The sequence below is a fragment of the Thiomicrospira aerophila AL3 genome, assembly GCF_000227665.2.
GTDB lineage: Bacteria > Pseudomonadota > Gammaproteobacteria > Thiomicrospirales > Thiomicrospiraceae > Thiomicrospira > Thiomicrospira aerophila.
This window is the reverse complement of sequence record NZ_CP007030.1, coordinates 106,945-128,091: the sequence shown is the minus strand read 5'-3', so window position 1 is coordinate 128,091 and position 21,147 is coordinate 106,945. Positions and strand designations below refer to the sequence as shown.

The following is a 21,147-nucleotide window of genomic DNA, read 5'->3' as shown; positions in this document are numbered from 1 at the left end:
CGGCACACTGTGCCGTGTTTTCAATGAGGCCGAAGCCTTTTTTAGTTAACAAACAAAAACTTAAATGAATTAGCCTTGATTACTTCGCGATTAAGGCTTGAGCTTTAGCCACAACATTCTCAACCGTGAAACCAAACTCTTTAAATAACTCGCCTGCTGGCGCAGATTCACCGAAAGTATCAATACCGACAACATCACCCTCTAAACCAACCCACTTATACCAGTAAGCGGTGACACCGGCTTCAACAGCTAAACGCTTCACACCTGGGATCAATACTGAATCTTGATAAGCTTGATCTTGCGCTGCAAACATATCCGGACATGGCATAGATACCACACGCACTTTAGTGCCAGCTGCATTTAATTGATCCGCTGCTTTAACGGCTAAATCCACTTCAGAACCGGTCGCGATAATAATCAATTCAGCTTGGCAAGCACCTTCGCAGTTGCAATCTTTTAGAACATAACCGCCTTTCTCGATGTTTTTAACCTGCTCGGCGGTACGTGGCTGTGGCGTTAGGTTCTGACGAGAGAACACCAATGCAGTCGGCGCTTCGTTACGCATAACCGCTACTTTCCATGACACAGCTGATTCAACCGCGTCACACGCACGCCAAGTTTGGAAACGTGGAATCATACGCATAGTGGCAAGTTGTTCTACTGGCTGATGCGTTGGACCATCTTCACCTAGACCAATTGAGTCATGGGTGTAAACATAAATGGTGCCGATTTTCATCAAAGCTGACATACGTAACGCATTACGCATGAATTCCATAAACATTAGGAAGGTTGCACCATAAACTTTAAAGCCACCGTGTAGCACCATACCGTTCATCATGTGTGCCATACCGAACTCACGTACACCCCAAGAGATGTAGTTACCGTTAGCATTTTGCTTATTCACTTTAACCGTGCCTGACCAGTTAGTTAGGTTTGATCCGGTCAAGTCGGCTGAGCCACCAAACAATTCTGGTAGCAATGGCCCCATCGCTTCAATCGCATTTTGTGATGCCTTACGTGATGCAATGTTTGGCATATCCGCTTGAGTTTTAGCAATAAACTTATCCATTTCCACTTCAAAGTTAGCTGGTAACTCACCTGACATACGACGCTTGAATTCCGCTGCAAGTTCTGGGTATTCTTTTTCGTAAGCCGCAAACATCTCGTTCCAAGCCGCTTCTTCTTCGGCACCTTTTGCAGTGTGATCCCAACCATCATAGATTTCTTGCGGAATTACAAACGGCTCATGGTTCCAACCAAGGTTTTCACGGGTTAGCGCGATTTCTTGGTCACCTAATGGTGCACCGTGACAATCATGTGTGCCGCATAGGTTGGGTGAACCAAAGCCGATAGTGGTTTTAGTACAAATCAAAGTAGGCTTATCTTGAATTGATTTGGCTTCCTGAATGGCCGCATTCACAGCATCGGCGTTGTGGCCATCGACACCACGGATAACGTGCCAGCCATAAGATTCAAAACGACCTGGTACATCTTGCTCCATCCACTCGTCAATATGACCGTCGATAGAAATGTTGTTGTCATCCCAGAAAGCAACTAGTTTACCTAAACCTAATGCACCCGCCATCGCACAAGACTCATGCGATAAACCTTCCATCAAACAGCCGTCACCCATAAATACATAGGTGTGGTGATTCACAACGGGGAAGTTAGGACGGTTAAACTGCGCGCCAAGGGTACGCTCTGCAATCGCCATACCGACCGCGTTAGTAACACCCTGACCCAATGGACCGGTGGTGGTTTCAATACCATCCGCATAGCCATACTCTGGGTGACCAGCGGTTTTTGAATGCAATTGACGGAATTGCTTGATGTCTTCCATGCTCAAGTCAAAACCCGTCAAATGAAGTAGAGAATAGATCAACATCGAGCCATGGCCATTTGACAGTACAAAACGGTCACGGTCTGCCCAGTTTGAATTCTTTGGGTTGTACTTCATGTGGCTGTTCCACAGTACTTCGGCAATATCCGCCATACCCATTGGGGCACCAGGGTGACCTGATTTGGCTTTTTGTACCGCATCCATGCTTAACGCACGAATGGCGTTAGCGAGTTCTCTACGAGTTGGCATATCAACGTCCTCAATCATTAAAAAAATTCGGGGTGTTTAAAACCGAGTAAGCAGGCCTGCGCCTTGCTTCTAAACACAAATGGTCGGTTATTTTCGCTTAATTTGCTAAATTCTTCAAGTGGGGGCTGCATTTAGCCTGACATTGAGGTGACATTAGGACGCCCAAACCAGCGCCCAACACGTCGCGCACCGCCTTCATATAGGGATAGTAAGGCCGGAATGACTAGCAAAATTAAAATTGTCGCAAAGGCTAAACCAAAAGCAATGGATACGGCCATCGGAATTAAAAACTGCGCTTGCAACGAGGTTTCAAACAATAACGGGGTTAAACCTGCAATGGTCGTTAAGCTGGTGACTAATACTGCACGTAACCTCTGCACCGACGCCTCTTCAAGCGCTTCATTAACACTGAGGCCTTCCGCCAATAGCCGCTGATAAAAACTCACTAAAATAATGGCATTATTCACCACGATGCCAGCCAAACCAAACAAGCCAAATAAGGACAAAATAGTGAGTCCAATACCCATTACATAATGGCCTAAAATCGCGCCAATCAGTCCTAATGGAATGGCGAGCATCACCACAAGCGGCCAGCCATAAGACTGAAACACCCAGGCTAGCACAATATAAATCAGCACCAAACCTAGCATTAACCCGATAAGCATATCACCAAATGTGTTGCTTTGGTTTTTGGCGGTGCCTTCCAAACTATAATTCACCCCATAACGCTGTTGAATATCTGGCAGGGTAGTTTCGCGTAAGCTGGCCAGAATTTGATTAGCATTGTTTTGACTACGATCGACGTCACCAAGAACGGTCACCGCAAGCTGACCATTGAAATGGCGCAATACATCAAAGCCTTGCTGGGTTCGCCACTCGACCAACTGCGACAAATTCACAAACTCACCATTAGGTGCCACTAACTGCAACTGATTAAGCAAGGCTAATTGCGCCTGTTCTTCTCGCGGCAACATGACTCGCACTTCAATTTCGTCTTCACCCAGGGTAAAAATCTGCGCGAGCTGACCAGAAAACGCACTACTCAATTGTGTTCCAATCGAACTGGTCGTAAAACCCAAAGCTTGTGCATAAGGAGTGAGTTGATAGACCATTTGCTGACGGCCATAGGGCAAGTCATCCGCCACGCCACTGACACCCGGCAGATCCTCTATCACCGCCTGTAAGGCTTCCGAAGCGAGTTTCAGTCGTTCAGCATCGGCACCGGTAAATTGAATTTGTATATCACGCCCAGGCGGCCCACCGGTTTGCGCGGCAATATTAAAATTTTCTAATCCCGGCGCACTAGGCACGCGTTCGCGCCAGGCCTGCATCAGCGTAATATTACGGGTTTGGCGGTGATCGGATGGAATAAGCTCAATCTGAATCGCACCATACACACCACTGCTGGCACTAGACCCCTGATTGTAGGCCAATACCGCTGTTTTAACGATACCAGGCTCTAAAGCTTGTTCAACATCACGCAAAGCTTGATAGACGTCACGCATAAAATCAGCCGTGACTTGTTCTGGCGTGCCCGATACAAATTGCACAGAGGCATTGATTCGATTCGATTCAGGCGACGGGAAGAAGGTAAAACTCAATCGTCCACCGGCAATTAAACCGATAATCAACAGAATCAAACTAAAGGTCATCGCTACCATACTGACCCGATTATTCAGCACCCAGCGTATCACAGCACGGAAATAGACCTGTCTAAAACGTCCAAATGCGCTATCCCATTGCTTACGCCAGGCAGGCTCTGCACCGTTAAATAAGCCCAAACCAAAACGTAAATGACCAGGCAAGACTAAAAAGCACTGCACCAGCGACACTAAAATGACTGAAATAATGACCATCGGAATAGCCACTAAAATGCCACCAATTTCACCGCCAATGATCATTAGGGGTAAAAAGGCGGCAATAGTAGTTAAGGATGAGGCCATAACCGGCGTAAACATGCGTTTCGCCCCGCCAGCGGCCGCTTCTCCGGGTGACTCGCCTTGTTCATAATGGGTTAGCGCATCCTCACCCACCACGATCGCATCATCGACAATAATTCCCAGCGCCATAATCAACGCAAACAGACTTATCATGTTGATACTGCCACCGGCCAAATAGAGCACCATCAGGGTTGCTAAAAACGACACCGGAATACCGACGGCCACCCAAAAAGCGACCCGTCCGTTTAAGAAAATATACAAAATCGCTAGCACAAGAAGCAAACCACCCAGCCCGTTTTTCACCAGCAGCATAATCCGCTCTTTAACCAGCGACCAAGTTTCGTCATAGACCAGCAAATCAACCCCTTGCGGCAAATGGGGCAAGGTATCATCCAACCAGGCCTGCATAATCCGTGACGAGGCGAGTGTGTCGCCGGTTTCAGAACGCTGCAGATACAATTCAATGGCAGGACGCTCATCGACCGTTAAATAGGTCGCTTCTCGTACAGGACGCAAAATGACGTGTGCCACATCGCCCAAACGCAGTTGCTCGGTATCACTGACCTGCAAAGGTAAATCGGCAAAATGATTGACTTCACGACGTTGCTCTAACGCTCTTACATCACGGGTCGCATCATTAAAACCTATTTGACCTGCCGGCACATCGCGGCTTAAACCACTGATTTGCTCGGCAACCTGCGCAATACTTAATTGATAACTTTGTTGCGCCGCCAGCGGTAACTCTATGGCCAGCTCTTCCGTTGGACGACCACGAAAGGTTACGCGATCAACACCGCGATCCAATAACTCTCGTTCAAATTGCCGCGCCATTTCACGCAAACCCTCCGCATCACCTGGCTGGCCTAACAACAATACTTTAGCAATGGGCTCATAACGCAGAATGCGCTCAATAATGGGGGTTTGAATATCTTGCGGTAGATTGCGCAGCTCGGTGACCCGCTGACGCACTTGATCGACCGCCTCAATCATGTTGGTGCCTTCTTTAAACTTAAGCGTCACTAACGATGAACCGAGTGCGGAGGTCGACGTCATTTCATCGAGATTTTCAACGGTCCTCAAAACACGCTCAATCGGATTAGTGACACTCTGCTCCACATCCTGCGCATTGGCACCAGGCCAAATCACCCGCACCTGCGCATAATCTAAATCAAAATTTGGAAAGAACTGCACATTTAAGCGCATTAGCGCCACCGCACCGGCCAACATCATCAGCAACATCAACAAATTGGCAGCGACCTTGTGATAGGTAAACAAACCAATTAAGCCGCGACGACTGCGCTTGCTCATGGCGTGACTCCATCAAGCTGATTCAGCACCCGAACCCGCAATCCCCCAACCGCATTGGGCAGCTGTGTTACAAGAACCTGCTCACCCAATGCCAATTCACCCACAACCAGCGCCCAACGCTGACTGCCCTGCATCCAATCGCCAACGCGCTGAACACTGCGTGCCGCTAAACGCTCGCCATCTATAACATAAACACGATTTTGACCATAAAGTGCACTGTAAGGCACCGCAAAGGCGGATTCCGCCAGCGGAACAGATAAAATAATTTCACGCATTTCACCAGGCCTGCTATCACTTGGGTTGGCAAAAGCCAGCCAGGCATCTAACCCTCGCACACTGGCGGACGCATCAAACCTCGAAAACACCACTGCCTCTTCATTCGGCAACACTCGTCCGATTATGGGCTGATGACTGGTCACCGCCTGGCGAATCGCCGCCACCTGTTCCAATGGCAGAGTCACTCGCAACTCCAAACTATCGAGGCTGTAAAAATCGAGTACTGGGCTATTTTGAGTGAGCGGCTCACCTTCAGCCGCATGCCGTGCCATCACCCGACCCGCCATTGGCGCAAGATAACGCGCCTGACCCGCTTGACGTTGCACCGTATCTAGCTGCACCTGTGCACGTTCTAAACGCGCCTGCGCTTGGGCTAAACGACTCGCTTGTTGCTCCACTTGAAGCTTGGCGTTCAGCCAAGTGAGTTCCTGACGATTCAAGGCTTCCTGGGCTTGATCAACCACCTGCTGAGACGCCAGTTCACGCGCAACCAATTGCTGATTGCGCGCAACATCTGTTTGTTTAAGCGCCAACAACGCCGCTTCCCGCGCCAGTTTTTCGCGCTCACTAGCTTGCTGGGTTTGCTCAGCCACAAACAAGGCTTGCGCCTCGCTCAAATCAGCTTGCGCTGATTGCAGCTGCCAGCTGATTTGATTATCATCAAATGCCATCAACTCCGCACCCGCCTCAAACTCCTCACCTACTTGCAAGGGTAAACGGACAAGATCGGCATTTAAAGGTGCATGCAAACGAATCCGTTGCTGGGTCTCAACACGACCCACCAGGGCTAGTTGCGAATCTGTTTGGTGCTGGGTTAAAGACAGGATTTCGACAGGCCAAGCGCGCTCTTCGATATCAATTGCTTCGGCGACAGGCTTGGTGCTTTTAAGGTAATTGAATACACCCAAGCCAAGCAACAGAATGAGTAGTGGCACAACAATCGTTTTGATTATCCAAGCAAAAGAGCGTGTTGCCTTCATGGCCTACCTTTTAATATTTTGAGAATTAAGTGCGGCTAGTGTGCAAAACAATGTCCAAGCCATGATGAATACTTTATGAATCTTGCTCGTCCAACCAGCGGGTACAAAAATTATCCAAACAGGCTAAACGCAATTGCTCAATCGCCTGCGCCATCGCTTCGCCTTGCAGGCCTGCAGATACTAAACTGCGTGCGTCCACGCCCTGCACCGCCAACAACGCACCTCGCCAATAGGCTTTTTGTTCATAAGACTGATTCTCAAAACCAAGTCGGCCGCGACTATCTGCCTCACACACCGTCAAGATGGCATCAAATTCATCCGGCTGACGAAACGCATCACAACCTTTTAACACCGCTAATTGATCAGACAATGGCATGCTAGGGCCACCAGCGTGAATTTGACCATGCCATTCGGTCACCCGAACCGCTAAGCGCTGAATTGTTTTTGGCACACGATAGCGCTGACATAGTGCATTTACGAGCGGCACCCCAGCCATCTCATGCTGAGGGTGTGACGGCCAATAGTCTTCCGGTGTCACTCCTTTGCCCAGGTCATGCACTAAGGCGGCAAAGCGAATCGCCAAGTCATCACGTAAACGTGCGGCGGCATCGAGCACCATTAAACTATGGGTGCCGGCATCGCCCTCAGGATGGTGTTGGGGTGATTGTGGCACTGCAAACAACACATCTAACTCCGGCATCAACACCGCTAACGCACCCACTTGATGCAAGGTATCAAAAAACAAACTGGGCTTAGCCGTCATTAATGCCTTGCTTACCTCTTGCCATACTCGCTCAGGCACCAACGCGTGCAATTCGCCACTCTGCGCCATGTCTTGCATCAACGAGAGGGTTTCAGGCGCAATGACAAACTCTTTTTCCGCTAATTGAGCACGAAAGCGCGCCACCCGCAGCACTCGCAAGGGGTCTTCTTGAAAAGCAGGCGAAACATGACGCAAAATGCGTGCATCTAAATCCCGCTTACCGCCATAAGGGTCAATCAGGTCGCCATTTTCCGCCACAGCCATGGCATTGATGGTTAAATCGCGACGCAACAAATCTTCTTCAAGCGTGACACTGGCATCGGCATTGACTTCAAAACCATGATAGCCACGTCCCTGTTTGCGCTCGGTACGTGCAAGCGCATATTCTTCACGACTGACCGGATGTAAAAACACCGGAAAATCTTTACCGACCTGCTGACAGCCGAGCTCAAGCATTTGCTCGACACTGCCACCGACGACCACCCAGTCACGATCGGCAATTGGAATATCGAGCAACGCATCCCGAACCGCACCGCCGACTAGGTAGACGTCCATTCTTAAGCACTCGGTGTCGAATTACGACCCGCATTACGACGCAAGAAGTCATAACGCTGGCGGGTTTTCATTTGACTGATATAGTCACTGAGTACCGCTTCAATCTGGCGTGGTTTAAAACCGGTCAAGGCCGCAAATTCCTGCTCCGTCAATTGGTCATTGGCTAAACGTTTATTTTGATAAGACGTGGTGACTCTGAAAGGCGCTAAAGGCCCAAGCAGTGCCATAAACTTAGCGTTCATTTGACACATTGGTAAGAGCGTAGGATTATCAATACCCTGGAACTGAGCAACCCAGCTGGCGAGATCTTGAACTGACATAGGCTCATCACCCGCCAACTCCCAAACCTTGCCATAACTAGCCGCTTGCTTAATAGCTAGGACTAGCGCGCGTGCAAAGTCACGAATCCAGAGCGGTTGAACTTGACGTTCAGCATACGGCAGCATCATAAACTTTGCGCGCTGAAGCTGGGCATTATAAAGCGTGGTCGTGTCATCACCCTGACCAATCAGCAGGCCTGGTCGCATAATGGTCACTAACATTGAGCGAGAGGCCTGCACCATATCATCAAGGATGGCACATAATTGTGCCCAAGGCGTCGCAGCCTGCACACCGGCCCCTAAATGAGATAACTGCACCCAGCGCGCAATCGCCTGCTCTTCGGCTGCCAACACCAGGCCTGCTTGCAACTCACGCAAACGATCATCTGGACAAGCTTCGTTGTTATTCGACTGATCGGTTAATAGATTAATCACAATATCTTGGTCGGCTAAATAACCCTCTACCTTGTCTAATGACCAATCCAGCACATCGCGTACTTTGACATTTGGATAGAGCGCAAGCTCACGATTACGCGAGGCCCGCTTGACCACGGCAGTTACCTGATATTTTTGTTCACTTAAGCGAGCAATGACTTCGCGCCCTACCCAGCCGCCGGCGCCTAGCACCACGACTTTATTACCAAATTTCATCATCTGTTATGCAACCCTAATTATGTATTTGTATTCTAAGAGCTTAGTCTAGTCATTGTGATAACGTGTTAAAAAATGTTGCAGCATCTTAAGGAAAAGGCCTTCGCGGGTCAAGCCAGAAAACCTTGCTGCTAATGCGTTACAATAGCGCGTAACGATTTATTTATCTAGTCAAATTCGGAGATACTATGGCCTCAGCGCAATCCAGCTTGCCGGTTTCAGCTTACAAAAGCAGCAAAAAAGACGAACTCTACCTCATCATTCCACAAACAACCGCCTTGAATGAATTACCACAAGAATTATTAGTCATGTTCGGTGACCCTAAGTTGGTGCTGAATTTTGAGATGACGCCAACGCGCAAAATGGGCCGTGAAGACCCCCAAAAAGTGTGGGATGCGCTTCAGACCAAAGGCTATTTTATTCAACTGCCACCACAAGAAATTGAAAAACTCAGTGATATGGCGCCACCACCAGAACGCTTGGACAATATTTACTAGCTAGCGCTAGTTGGGTTTTTAATACCCTAGTAAAACACTAGGGCTTTAACCCGACGCCATTTACATATAGAATGTATAACGTCTGTATTATGTTTTGGATTTACCCGTTAATTTTAATCAGAGGAACACACTATGAGTTTTAAACTGCCCGATCTAGCCTATGACTACAACGCGCTCGAATCTGCAATTGATGCACAAACGATGGAAATCCATCACTCAAAACACCACAACACCTATATCACCAACTTAAATAATGCACTGGCTGGCAGCGAGCATGAAGGTAAAGATCTAGAGGATTTGGTTCGTCATGCTGGTGCGATTTCACCGGCGGTACGTAACAATGGCGGTGGTCACTGGAACCATAGCTTTTTTTGGGACTTGATGACCCCAGATAGCATGGGCGCACCTACGGGTGAGTTAGCGGATGACATTAAAGCCACCTTTGGCGACTTTGATACCTTTAAAACTCAATTTACCCAAGCCGGTTTAACCCGTTTTGGTTCGGGCTGGGCGTGGCTAATTGTCAACGGTGAAGGTAAATTACAAATTACCTCGACACCTAACCAAGACAACCCTTTAATGGACATTGCTGAGGTGAAAGGTTCACCGATTCTTGGTTTAGATGTATGGGAACACGCCTATTATTTGCGCTACCAAAACCGTCGCCCAGACTACATTAATGCCTGGTGGGACGTGGTTAATTGGAACAAAGCTGCAGACCTGTATCAATTAAACAAATAAGCCTGACAATAACCAGGCCTGATCTGCAGGCCTGGTTATGATTAACAACTTCTAACTAAAGCACCCCACGTTTTTTAGCCAAAAAGCCTATCAAATAAAACAAGCCCAATACCGCTAAACCTAACCACAAATTGTCTAACTCCGCTAACAGTGAAATCAACCAAGGCGTAACCAAGCTGGTTAACAATCCAAACCCAACCGCACAAAAAACAATAAATAGGGTTAATTTAAGCACAAAGTTCAATCCGCCAATTTGTTGTTTAAGCAAGTCCATAATGTCATTGCCATAAATGACCAACAAAGAGGCCATCATCGCTAATCCCAACTCACTCAAATAAGGGCGCAATAATTCGGAAAAGCCGGTTAAAACCCCACTGACCAGTTCATTAATCATTTACCTGCTCCACTTGAAAACCGACGAAGGTTCTAGGCTAAAATAAACATAAACTCATTTATGTTACATATTAAATCCCAAGGATTAACAATGGTAAAGCATTATCACGTTACTTTAGGCATACTGCTCGCTATATTCAGCAGCCACAGTTTAGCGGCCTCGCCTTTTTGGCAGGCGTTACAAGAAGGGGGCAAAGTGGTGCTAATGCAACACGCGAAACTGGATGATGATGCTGTTGGTGATCCTTTTTCACTAGATCCTTCCTGTTTTATTGAGCGCAATTTATCTGACGAAGGCCGCGCGCAAGCTACAGCGATTGGGCAAGCATTCAAGGCACAGCAGGTTCCAATTACCGCAGTATGGGCCAGCCCACACTGTCGCACTAAAGACACCGCTGAATTGGCATTTGGTGACTATGAGGTGCAACCCATTTTACGCTTAATTCGCGCTCTGACTGAAGAACAAGCCAAAGCCAACCTTCGCCAACTGGCACAGTTGATTGGGGATTATGAGGGTGAAGGTAATTTGATTATGGTGACCCATCGCCCGAATATTGGTGAATTGATTCACCAACGGGTGCAACCTGGCTATGTGGCCGTGTTGCAACCAATGGGTGATGGTTTGTTTGATTTAATCGCGATTGAAGTGTTTGAGTAATAGTTTAGCGGGCCGCTAAGGTCATACTCATGGTATGACGCTCTCCCGCTGCCAATTCGTAGCCGTTTTGCAGCGCGTTGCCCGCCTCAACACACACCATGTGTTGATACTGATCATCGGGCATATCGGCAAAGGCTTTGACGCCTTCGGCACCCGGATTCCACACAATGGTGCTGGCGCTGTTAGTTTTATCGATATGGATATCACGGTCGTGATCCTTTAACACCACGCTAACGCTATGATCGACATAGACGCAATCCATCGGCGCTTGTACTTTTAGAGTATCTGCTTGAGTGAAAGGTGCAAAATCTTGGTTTTTATCATAATAAGTAATGCCTTCTAAACCTTCAATCACCATGCCTGGTGCTTTGGCGACCTTAAAATAGGTATGCAAGGCTTCGGTTACAAACCAGGCCTGGTCACTGCGATTTTCGCCAATCAGTTCAACACGCAATTGCTTACCCAAGGTAACCGCTAGGCTCAATTTAAAATCAAACGGCCAGGCCTGCTGAATCCGTTCATTCGGTACAAGGCTTAACACCAACTGAGTGGCATCGCCCACACTTTCCAGTGATTCAACCTCCCACAACTCATAGCGCGCAAAACCATGGGCCTTTTTAGCCGCATCAGTTGGATGTGCACCCATCTTACTGGCATCATAGCCGCCGAACCACGGCCAACATACTGGCACGCCACCACGCACGGGCTTGCTGCCATCATAAATAGCGGTATCACTCACCCACAATAGGTCCTGCCCACCAGCGGGAATATAGCTTAATAAGGTCCCGCCATGAGTGGTTAAGGTCGCTTGACCATAACCGTTCTTTAATTCAATCATGATTAATTGGTCACGCTGATAAAAGCGCACATTAGGGTGGTCAAAACGCTGTTGTAAATAGTCGAGCATGGTAGGTCCTTAAAGTATGTTGGAAGCAGATAGCAAGTTGTTAAGAAACACATTTGAGAGCCTTAACTATCCCTTCCCGCCTTCGATTTTTGCTGCGCAAAAAGAGGCGGCGTTCAGGGATAGCTAAGGCTGAATTTAACTGGCATTGAGTGAGCAGAAATGAACCCGCTTAGTTACGCCAATCCGTCAAGGTTTTGCTCAGCGTGTCTGCCGGGTAATCACCACTAATATAAGCCTGACCGATTGACTTCATCAAGACCAAACGCACCACCCCGGCCTGCACTTTTTTGTCACCCGCCATATACTGCATAAACTGCGCGTTGCTCAGTTCATTTGGCGGATAAATCGGCAGTTTAGCGCGTTTAAACAAGGCCGCAATCCGCGCCACATCCGCCGCGCTCAAGTCGCCCAACAGCTGCGACATATAGGCCGCCTGCATCATCCCGGCGCTAATCGCCTCGCCATGCAACCACGCACCATAACCCATGCCCGCTTCAATGGCGTGCCCAAAGGTATGGCCTAAATTCAACAGCGCGCGCTGGCCTTGCTCGGTTTCATCCGCCGCCACTATCTCGGCTTTATTCCGGCACGAACGCTCAATCGCCTCGGCCAACAAGGCTGGGTCACGCGCCATCAAACCTTCAAGATGCTGCTCCAACCATTCAAAAAACGGCAAATCACGAATCAGGCCATATTTAATCACTTCCGCCAGGCCTGCTGATAGTTGACGGTTTTCCAGCGTATTTAGGGTATTGGTATCAATCAGCACCGCTTGTGGCTGATGAAACGCACCAATCATATTTTTACCCTGCGGGTGATTCACCCCGGTTTTGCCGCCGACAGACGAATCCACCTGCGACAAGAGCGTGGTCGGCACTTGAATAAACGGCACACCACGCTGATAGGCCGCCGCCGCAAAACCGGTCATATCGCCGATCACGCCGCCACCTAATGCCACCAGCGTGCATTTGCGATCAAAATGGCCGCCAATCAGCTGATCAAAAATACGGTTTAAAATCTCAAGATTTTTATAGGCTTCACCATCCGGCAACACCACCGCGTCCACTTTAAACCCGGCAAACAACGCCTTACAGGCCTCCAAATATAAAGGCGCGACGGTGGTATTGGTCACAATCATCACCTGCGTGCCTTTAACAAAAGGGGGCAGCAATTCAGGTTGTTGCAACAAGTCTTGGCCGATATAAATCGGATAACTGCGTTCGGCTAAATCTACGGTTAAGGTTATCAATGGACTGTCCTAAGATTCGGTTAAAGGTTCGAAAATAGCATTGAGTAATCAGCTCGTTTAGGCTACAACGCCTTCGCGCACCAACTGATCCTGAATATGGCGCACCACACGAAACACGGATGCCTGTTGCGTATCTACAATCAGGTCTGCGACTTCTTCATAAAGCGGGCCTCGCTCTGTTAGTAAGTGCGCAATCACCGCTTCAGGATTATCAGTTTGCAATAGCGGACGATTGCGATCATTTTTAGTACGCTGCACTAAAGCTGGTACGGTAGAACGCAAGTACACCACAAACCCGCGTGCGGCCAGGTGTCGGCGATTATCGGCAGACAATACCGCACCGCCACCGGTTGCGAGCACCAGGCCTGGTAATTGGGTAATATCATCAATCACTGCGGATTCACGCGCCCGAAATCCGCCTTCGCCTTCAATATCGAAAATGACCGGAATGGTGACACCGGTGCGTGCCTCGATTTCATGGTCACTATCAATAAACTCATAGCCCAATTTTTCGGCCAAAATCCGCCCAACGGTCGATTTTCCGGCGCCCATCGGCCCGACTAAAAAAATACTTTGTTTATTCATGAGGAAATTGTATCCAAAATTTATGCATTGCGGCGCAAAACCTACAGGAAAATGATGGTTTTTTTGATAAACTGTTAGACTATTTATCATTAGTGTATTGTTATGTTAGGTCAACTCTATGTTATCTCAGCACCTTCAGGTGCTGGCAAAACCTCACTCGTCACCCGTTTACTCGAAATAGACCCGATGATTAAAGTATCGGTGTCCACCACTACACGTCCACCCAGACCGGGAGAGCGTGATGGCGTAAACTACCATTTTGTCGATAAAACCACCTTTGAACAACAAGTGGCTGATGGTGCTTTTTTAGAACACGCCAAGGTGTTTGATAACTACTATGGCACCAGTCGCACCACGGTGATGCAACAATTAGATGCCGGCTTGGATGTTATTTTAGAAATCGACTGGCAAGGTGCGCAACAAATTCGACAACAATTTACTCAGCTCACTAGCATCTTTATCGCCCCGCCGTCGTTTAGCGAGCTAGAACGTCGCTTGAAAGGTCGCGGTACCGACGCCCCAGAAGTGATTGCGAAACGCATGAGTGAAGCGGTCAGCGAGTTAAGCCATTATCACGAATTTGATTACCTCATTATTAACGATGACTTTGATAGCGCGCTCATGCATTTGCATAGTATTTTTGTGGCCAAGCGGCAAACCCTAGGCTATCAACAAGTTAAACACGCCAGTTTATTAACCCAACTTATACCAACCTGATCGGGAGTCCTTATGCCAGGTTTTGAACTTTTTGACGAACAAGAAAAACAGCAGGTCGCTGAAGTCATGGAGAAGGGGTTTACCTTCCGCTATAACTTTGATGGCATGCGTAACGGTGTCTGGAAAGCCCGTGAAATGGAGCAGATGATTCAAGCGGACTTGCCGGTTAAACATGCTCATTTAGTATCGAGTGGTACCGCCGCGCTAACGGTTGCCATGGCCGCTGCCGGCATTGGTGCCGGTGATGAAGTCATTGTACCGCCTTTTACTTTTGTCGCCTCGGTCGAAGCCATTGTGCTTGCCGGCGCGATTCCGGTGTTTGCCGAAATTGATGAAACCTTGTGTTTATCGCCTGAAGGCATTGAGGCGGCGATTACGCCCCGCACCAAGGCGGTCAACTTTGTGCATATGTGTGGTTCAGGCGGCTATATGGACAAGGTTCGCGCCGTGTGTGACAAACACAACATCATCCTGATGGAAGATGCCTGCCAAGCCACTGGCGCGACCTATCAGGGGCGCGCATTAGGTACGTGGGGACAGGTTGGCACCTTCTCATTTGATTCGGTTAAAACCGTATCCTGTGGCGAAGGTGGTGCGGTCATCACGAACGATACCGCCATTTACGATGCAGCTCATCAATACTCTGATCATGGTCACGACCATATTGGCTCAGACCGCGGCGCCGAAACCCACCCGATTATGGGCGCGAACTACCGCATTTCAGAAATGAATGCGGCCGTTGGCGTGGCCCAATGGGCTAAACTACCACGCATTTTGGATATTCAGCGTCGTAATAAAAAAGTCCTGAAAAGCGCGCTTGGCAATTATAGCGAAGTGAGTTTCCGTGATATCGCCGATGAGGCCAACGAAAACGCCGGTTTCTTGAGCTTTATGCTCCCAACCGAAGCGCGTACTCGAGAAGTCTTAGCAGGCCTGCAAGCCGCCGGCATTCCAGCCGTATTCTATTGGTACGGTAACAATTGGCACTATTTTAAAAACTGGCACCATATCCAACATATGAAAGGGCCGGCTAAATTGCCGATTGAGTTGATTGCCGATCGCCCAGACTATACGCAAGTAAAAACCCCCAAATCGGATGCCATTATGAGCCGCGCCTTGTCGATGCTGATTAATTTGAGCTGGACAGACGCCGATATTCAAAAACGCCTCGATGCGTTTGCCACAGTATTTAAGAAGTAAGGATTCCCGCATGAAATTTCGTAATTTTAAAACCGTGCCACGTATGATTTTTGGCCGTGGCTCATTTGAGCAGCTTGATGATGTCCTCGCCGAACAACGCCAAACTGATCAAGACTTTGTGGTGTTTGCAGTCGATAGCGTGCATAAAGGCAAGCCACTTGAAGGTCGTATTCCGGCACTACCCCAAGATATGATTTTATGGGTCGATGTCACTGACGAACCCAAAACCACCTATGTGGATGCCCTAACTATCGAAGTACAAAAATTTGGTAAAGGCAATAATCCGGTATCAGTGGTTGGTTTAGGCGGTGGTTCAACTCTTGACCTTGCTAAAGCCATTTCGTTAATGCTCACCAACGAAGGTGGGTCGGCGTCTTATCAAGGCTGGGATTTAATTAAAAACCCAGCCGTACATCATGTCGGGATTCCAACACTTTCCGGCACCGGAGCAGAAGCATCACGTACTACGGTACTGACTGGCCCTGACAAAAAACTGGGCATGAACTCTGACTATACGGTATTTGATCAAATTATCATGGACCCTGATTTAATTAAGGGTGTGCCTACTGATCAGTGGTTTTATACCGGCATGGATTGCTACATCCACGGGATTGAAGCGCTAAATGGCACCTATATCAATGAATTTGCTCGCGCCTTTGGCGAAAAATCGCTCGATCTGTGCCGCGAAGTTTATTTAGATGACCATCCTGATGCAGATGAAAAGCTGATGATGGCGTCTTACATGGGCGGCCAAAGCATCGCCTATAGCCAAGTCGGCGCGTGTCACGCCTTATCTTACGGCTTGTCCTATGTTTTAGGCTATCACCACGGTATCGGCAACTGCATTGTAATGGATGTCTTAGATGAGTTTTATCCTGAAGGCGTACGCGAATTCCGCGAAATGATGAAAAAACACAATATCACTCTGCCAAAAGGTATCACCAAAGGCATGTCGGAAGATGATATGCAAAAAATGATTCGGGTATCCTCAGGCCTCGCCCCTTTATGGGATAACGTCTATGGCCCAGACTGGCAGCAGCATGTCACCCCGGCGTTATTACGCTCATTATTTGAGAAGATGTAATGCAAACGGTCGTTTTTATTCCCGCGCGTTACGGCAGCTCACGACTGCCGGGCAAACCGTTAAAACTGATTGCCGGCAAACCGATGATTCAGCATGTTTATGAGCGGATTGCTAAAGCAGAGGGCTTAGCCGGTGTCTATGTAGCAACCGATGATGAACGCATTGCAAGCGTGGTGCGTGACTTTGGCGGTGATGTGGTGATGACACCGTTAGAAGCGGCATCAGGCACTGACCGTATTGCGGCCGCCGCAGCGGCATTGAATTTGCCCGATGATTGTTTGATCGTCAATGTACAGGGTGATCAGCCGTTAGTGCATCACGAGTCGATTGAGTCGGTGATTGCGCCGTTTAAATCAGCCGATTATGATGGCTCATTTGCGATGAGCACTCTCTCATTCAAAATCATCAACGAAGCCGAAATCACCAGCCCTAAAGATGTCAAACTGGTCACCGACATTCATGGCTTTGCGCTGTACTTTTCACGTGCAACCATCCCGCATGGCCGTGATTATTGGGATCACGACTCCTACAAGCATCTTGGCGTCTATGCTTACACCAAGTCTTTTGTCGATCAATATGCGCGCTGGCCACTGGGTCGTTTAGAGGATATTGAAAAGTTAGAGCAATTGCGCGTATTGGAGCAGGGGCATAAAATCAAGGTGGTTGAAAGTCGCTACGATTCCCCCGAGGTTGATGTGCCGGGTGATCTAGAGATCATGGAAGCCTTGTTGTTATCGGGTCATTAGGTCCTGTTCGGATGTGGCGCTACCAACTGCTTATTCGCTTAATCGCACCGCTGCTACTCATTTGGCTAGCTTGGGAGGCGGTTAAGCGACAAGGGGGCTGGCGCTTTATTTTTCAGCGGTTAGGCTTTGACTACCGCTTCACCAGCAGGCCTGCTCAACCTATTTGGATTCACTGTGCCTCAGTGGGCGAGGTTCGTCTAGTCACGCCATTAATCCAAGCTGAACCTGAGCAGGCCTGGCTTATCACCTGCAATACCCCTACCGGAATGCGTGCTGCGCAGTCGATTAGCCATCCACTGCTTCAACTCGCTTATTTACCCCTCGACTATCCCAGTGCTATTCAGCGCTTTTTAGCTCAAGCGCAACCGCAAGCGCTGTGGGTAGTAGAAACGGAACTTTGGCCTAATTTATATCAAACCGCCAAAAAAGCAGGCCTGACCATTCATTTAATTAACGGTCGCCTTTCAGCCAAAAGCCTGCGAGCACCAGCCTGGCTCAAACAGGCTTACCAGGCCTGCTTTAATGCCTGCGATATCATCATGGTACGTCACCCTACTGATAAAGAAGATTTTATCAACCTAGGTGCTGGCGCTGACAAAATACAGGTAGTGGGTAATCTAAAACTCAGTAACCTTCAACAGCCTCGACATCAACCGACACCGACTAGTGCAGACTACGTCGTTATGGCCTCAACGCATCAAGGTGAGGATATCGCCTTGATTGAACATTGGTTAGCCTTGGGTCGCACCGAATTATTGGTTGTGGCACCCCGCCATCCACATCACGCGCAACGCTTGTTTAAAACCCTGCAGCAACACGGTGCTATGGTCTGTTTGGCTGACGCACTCCCCGCAACACCGCCACCAGGCCTGGTGTGTATTGAGCATCGATTTGGTCAGCTATTAGTTTGGTTTGAACATGCCAAAATCGTCGTTATGGGAGGATCTTTTGTAACGAAAGGAGGGCATAACTTTTTAGAGGCCGCTGCGTACGGACGATGCATTCTAACCGGCCCTGATAATCGTGACTTTGCGCCTGAAGCGACCTTGTTTGAACAGGAAGGTGGGCTGATTATTTGCCCTAATTATGAAAAACTGCAACAGCGACTTAATCAGCTACTGACTAACGCTACGTTGCGCGAGCGTTATGGCACTCGCGCAGCCCAACTTATTGCGCAACAACCGGATGTGTTAACGGCCTACCGACTTGCGCTAGGCCGTTAACTCAAGCTTAACGCATCGTCACCAGCTCTTCTGCTGAGCTCGGATGAATCGCGATCGTTGCATCTAAATCTGATTTACGCGCGTTCATTTGCACGGCAACCGCAAAACCTTGCAACATTTCATCAGCACCATCACCCACAATATGAATGCCGACCACTCGCTCCTCAGGCCCATATACCACCAGCTTTAAAGCGGTTTTGATTTGGTGTTGCGTAAAGGCATAACGCATTGGGGTAAATACCGAGGTATAAACTTTTACATTATCATGACCATAGGCTTTACGCGCGTCATGCTCCGCTAAGCCCACCGTACCAACCGGAGGGTGCGAGAAAATGACCGTTGGCACCGCATGTAGATCTAGCTTTAAATGAGGCTTACCATTGTATAAACGCTCGGCCAAGAAACGTCCAGCTCGGATCGCCACTGGGGTCAATTGGGGTTGACCGGTTACATCACCGATGGCATAGATATTCGCCACACCTGTATGGTGGCAAGAATCCACCTCAATGGTGCCGCGATTAGTTGGTTCAATGCCGACATTTTCAAGCGCCAAAGGCTCAAGCAAATTACGGCGACCCACTGCCCAGACCACCTCGTCAAAACCAGTCAGACATTGGCCATCCTCACTGATCACGGTAATCGTACCATCAGCGACACGTTCTAGTTTTTTAACTCGGAAATGGTATTCCTTGTGGATACCGCTTTCAATCATCGCGTCTGTTAGGGTTTCACGAATCATGTCATCAAAACCGCGCAGCACCAAGTCTTTACGACTCAATAAACTGACATCTGTACCTAAGGCTTGAAATACACCAGCCAATTCAACCGCAATATAGCCACTGCCAATAACCGCGACTTTTTTAGGCTGTGTGGTTAACGCAAAAAAACCATCTGAAGTCAGGCCCAATTCCGCCCCTTCGGTTTCTTGTGGAATATCCGGTACACCACCAGGACTAATCACAATCACCTCAGCTGTATAACGTTTACCATCAACTTCAATGGTATTGGCATCAACAAACCGACCCCAGCCTTGTAGTACATCGACACCCAGTTTTTCCATGTAGCCACCAAACCAGGTGTTGATATTTTTAATATAAGTTTCACGCTGCTCGACTAACTTGGCCCACGAAAATCCTTTAACATCAAGATCAAATCCATAATCAGGCGCATCACGCAGCGCTTCCGCAATGTGCGCACCAAACCACATAACTTTTTTAGGCACACAACCGATATTGACACAAGTGCCACCCAGTTTTTTAGCTTCAACTACCGCACATTTTTTACCGTATTCAGCTGCGCGTTCAACTACCGACAAACCGCCGCTACCGCCACCAATCGCAATCAAATCATAATCGTATTTCATCTATTATCCTTATAGCGCCTATCTATTAAAGGCTAGAAATGAAACAGGGAGCAAAACCCTAATATGAGGTTTTACTCCCTGCTTGTTACTTAGTTATTAACAAAACGGCCGAAATTATGCGGTTTTTTGTTTTGCCAAGTAAACTTCTAAATCATCGGAACCACCAATGTGCTGGCCTTCGATAAATACTTGCGGTACGGTGTCGCGATTTGCTACAGCGCGCAAGGTGCGAGACGTTAAACCACTGTTGCTAATCATAATTTCTTCGTACTTGATGCCCGCATCTTCTAATGCCGCTTTAGCTTTAGCACAGAATGGGCAACCGATTTTGGTGAAAATGGTTGCAACAGGTGGCTTAGCCGCATTAGGGTTGATGTAATGTAACATTGTATCGGCATCAGATACTTCAAATGGATCGCCCTCTACTTCTGGCTCGATGAACATTTTTTCAACAACACCATCTTTGACTAACATCGAGTAGCGCCATGAACGCTTACCAAAGCCTAGGTTGTTTTTATCAACCAACATACCCATGCCTTCAGAGAACTCACCATTGCCATCAGGTAGCAAAATGACGTTATCAGCTTCTTGATCACGGGCCCATTCGTTCATAACGAAGGTATCGTTAACAGATAAGCACACAATACTATCCACACCATTTTTAAAGAAAACCGGTGCTAACTCATTGTAACGTGGTAAGTGGGTTGATGAACAGGTAGGAGTAAACGCACCAGGAAGTGCGAACAAAATCACCGTTTTACCCTTAAATAACTCATCTGAAGTCACATTAACCCATTCGCCGTTCTGACGCGTAGGAAAGGTTACGTTTGGAACTTTCTGACCTTCTTTGTTGACTAATGCCATAGCTTTACTCCTAGTTAACGATAGACAATAAATTTAAC

General features: G+C 48.2%; 19 protein-coding genes. 8 read left to right on the top strand and 11 right to left on the bottom strand.

The features are described from left to right. Positions 1–79: 79 nt before the first annotated feature. The 5 genes from tkt to THIAE_RS00515 all read right to left on the bottom strand — a co-directional run bounded on the left by tkt (position 80) and on the right by THIAE_RS00515 (position 8,885). Entirely contained in the window at positions 80–2,089 is a 2,010-nt protein-coding gene (gene tkt, locus THIAE_RS00535) for a transketolase (RefSeq protein WP_006459648.1), read from the bottom strand. Positions 2,090–2,220: 131 nt separating this feature from the next. Beyond that, positions 2,221–5,337: an efflux RND transporter permease subunit gene (locus THIAE_RS00530; RefSeq protein ID WP_006459649.1), complete on the bottom strand. Its 3,117-nt coding sequence runs from the start codon at positions 5,335–5,337 to the stop codon at positions 2,221–2,223. Next, positions 5,334–6,593, bottom strand: a complete 1,260-nt coding sequence (locus THIAE_RS00525; protein WP_006459650.1) for an efflux RND transporter periplasmic adaptor subunit — start codon at positions 6,591–6,593, stop codon at positions 5,334–5,336. The genes THIAE_RS00530 and THIAE_RS00525 overlap by 4 nt, the downstream gene beginning before the upstream one ends. 73 nt (positions 6,594–6,666) lie before the next feature. Next, the gene (locus THIAE_RS00520) at positions 6,667–7,911 is read right to left on the bottom strand and encodes a multifunctional CCA addition/repair protein (RefSeq protein ID WP_006459651.1); all 1,245 of its coding nucleotides are present in this window, start codon (positions 7,909–7,911) and stop codon (positions 6,667–6,669) included. A gap of 2 nt (positions 7,912–7,913) precedes the next feature. Next, a complete protein-coding gene (locus tag THIAE_RS00515; protein ID WP_006459652.1) occupies positions 7,914–8,885 on the bottom strand; it encodes an SDR family oxidoreductase in 972 nt (323 codons plus the stop codon). A gap of 185 nt (positions 8,886–9,070) precedes the next feature. On the opposite strand from THIAE_RS00515, the gene THIAE_RS00510 reads away from it, so the two are divergent. Both THIAE_RS00510 and THIAE_RS00505 read left to right on the top strand, forming a co-directional pair. After that, complete coding sequence (locus THIAE_RS00510) at positions 9,071–9,379, top strand: YcgL domain-containing protein (RefSeq protein WP_006459653.1); 309 nt, start codon at positions 9,071–9,073, stop codon at positions 9,377–9,379. Between the two features lie 132 nt (positions 9,380–9,511). Next, positions 9,512–10,120: a superoxide dismutase gene (locus tag THIAE_RS00505; protein ID WP_006459654.1), complete on the top strand. Its 609-nt coding sequence runs from the start codon at positions 9,512–9,514 to the stop codon at positions 10,118–10,120. 55 nt (positions 10,121–10,175) lie between these two features. On the opposite strand, the gene THIAE_RS00500 is transcribed toward THIAE_RS00505, so the two are convergent. Beyond that, positions 10,176–10,514, bottom strand: coding sequence for a DUF3392 domain-containing protein (locus tag THIAE_RS00500; protein WP_006459655.1), 339 nt, complete (start codon positions 10,512–10,514; stop codon positions 10,176–10,178). A gap of 90 nt (positions 10,515–10,604) precedes the next feature. Between THIAE_RS00500 and THIAE_RS00495 the strand changes: the two genes are divergently transcribed. Further along, positions 10,605–11,171 (top strand): histidine phosphatase family protein, encoded by a 567-nt coding sequence (locus THIAE_RS00495; RefSeq protein WP_006459656.1) that lies wholly within the window; start codon positions 10,605–10,607, stop codon positions 11,169–11,171. A 4-nt stretch (positions 11,172–11,175) separates the two neighbouring features. On the opposite strand, the gene THIAE_RS00490 is transcribed toward THIAE_RS00495, so the two are convergent. From THIAE_RS00490 to aroK, 3 genes are all read right to left on the bottom strand, one after another. Beyond that, positions 11,176–12,078, bottom strand: coding sequence for a D-hexose-6-phosphate mutarotase (locus tag THIAE_RS00490; protein WP_006459658.1), 903 nt, complete (start codon positions 12,076–12,078; stop codon positions 11,176–11,178). 169 nt (positions 12,079–12,247) lie between these two features. Continuing rightward, positions 12,248–13,327: a 3-dehydroquinate synthase gene (gene aroB, locus THIAE_RS00485; protein WP_006459660.1), complete on the bottom strand. Its 1,080-nt coding sequence runs from the start codon at positions 13,325–13,327 to the stop codon at positions 12,248–12,250. A 57-nt stretch (positions 13,328–13,384) separates the two neighbouring features. Continuing rightward, positions 13,385–13,912, bottom strand: a complete 528-nt coding sequence (aroK, locus tag THIAE_RS00480; protein WP_006459662.1) for a shikimate kinase AroK — start codon at positions 13,910–13,912, stop codon at positions 13,385–13,387. Between the two features lie 102 nt (positions 13,913–14,014). Between aroK and gmk the strand changes: the two genes are divergently transcribed. The 5 genes from gmk to THIAE_RS00455 are packed head-to-tail and all read left to right on the top strand — an operon-like array spanning position 14,015 to position 18,882. After that, complete coding sequence (gene gmk / locus THIAE_RS00475; protein WP_006459663.1) at positions 14,015–14,629, top strand: guanylate kinase; 615 nt, start codon at positions 14,015–14,017, stop codon at positions 14,627–14,629. Between the two features lie 12 nt (positions 14,630–14,641). Beyond that, positions 14,642–15,829: a DegT/DnrJ/EryC1/StrS family aminotransferase gene (locus tag THIAE_RS00470; RefSeq protein WP_006459664.1), complete on the top strand. Its 1,188-nt coding sequence runs from the start codon at positions 14,642–14,644 to the stop codon at positions 15,827–15,829. A 10-nt stretch (positions 15,830–15,839) separates the two neighbouring features. Next, the gene (locus tag THIAE_RS00465; RefSeq protein WP_006459665.1) at positions 15,840–16,913 is read left to right on the top strand and encodes an iron-containing alcohol dehydrogenase family protein; all 1,074 of its coding nucleotides are present in this window, start codon (positions 15,840–15,842) and stop codon (positions 16,911–16,913) included. Continuing rightward, a complete protein-coding gene (gene kdsB / locus THIAE_RS00460; RefSeq protein ID WP_006459666.1) occupies positions 16,913–17,659 on the top strand; it encodes a 3-deoxy-manno-octulosonate cytidylyltransferase in 747 nt (248 codons plus the stop codon). Before THIAE_RS00465 ends, kdsB begins: the two co-directional genes overlap by 1 nt. An 11-nt stretch (positions 17,660–17,670) precedes the next feature. Beyond that, the gene (locus tag THIAE_RS00455) at positions 17,671–18,882 is read left to right on the top strand and encodes a 3-deoxy-D-manno-octulosonic acid transferase (RefSeq protein WP_006459667.1); all 1,212 of its coding nucleotides are present in this window, start codon (positions 17,671–17,673) and stop codon (positions 18,880–18,882) included. Positions 18,883–18,889: 7 nt separating this feature from the next. Here the strand turns inward: THIAE_RS00455 and gorA are convergent, their stop codons facing one another. After that, positions 18,890–20,245 carry a glutathione-disulfide reductase gene (gene gorA / locus THIAE_RS00450; RefSeq protein ID WP_006459668.1) on the bottom strand — a complete coding sequence of 452 codons (1,356 nt, stop codon included), beginning with the start codon at positions 20,243–20,245 and terminating at the stop codon, positions 18,890–18,892. A gap of 114 nt (positions 20,246–20,359) precedes the next feature. Next, positions 20,360–21,109, bottom strand: a complete 750-nt coding sequence (locus tag THIAE_RS10985) for a glutathione peroxidase (protein WP_006459669.1) — start codon at positions 21,107–21,109, stop codon at positions 20,360–20,362. Positions 21,110–21,147: the final 38 nt, after the last annotated feature.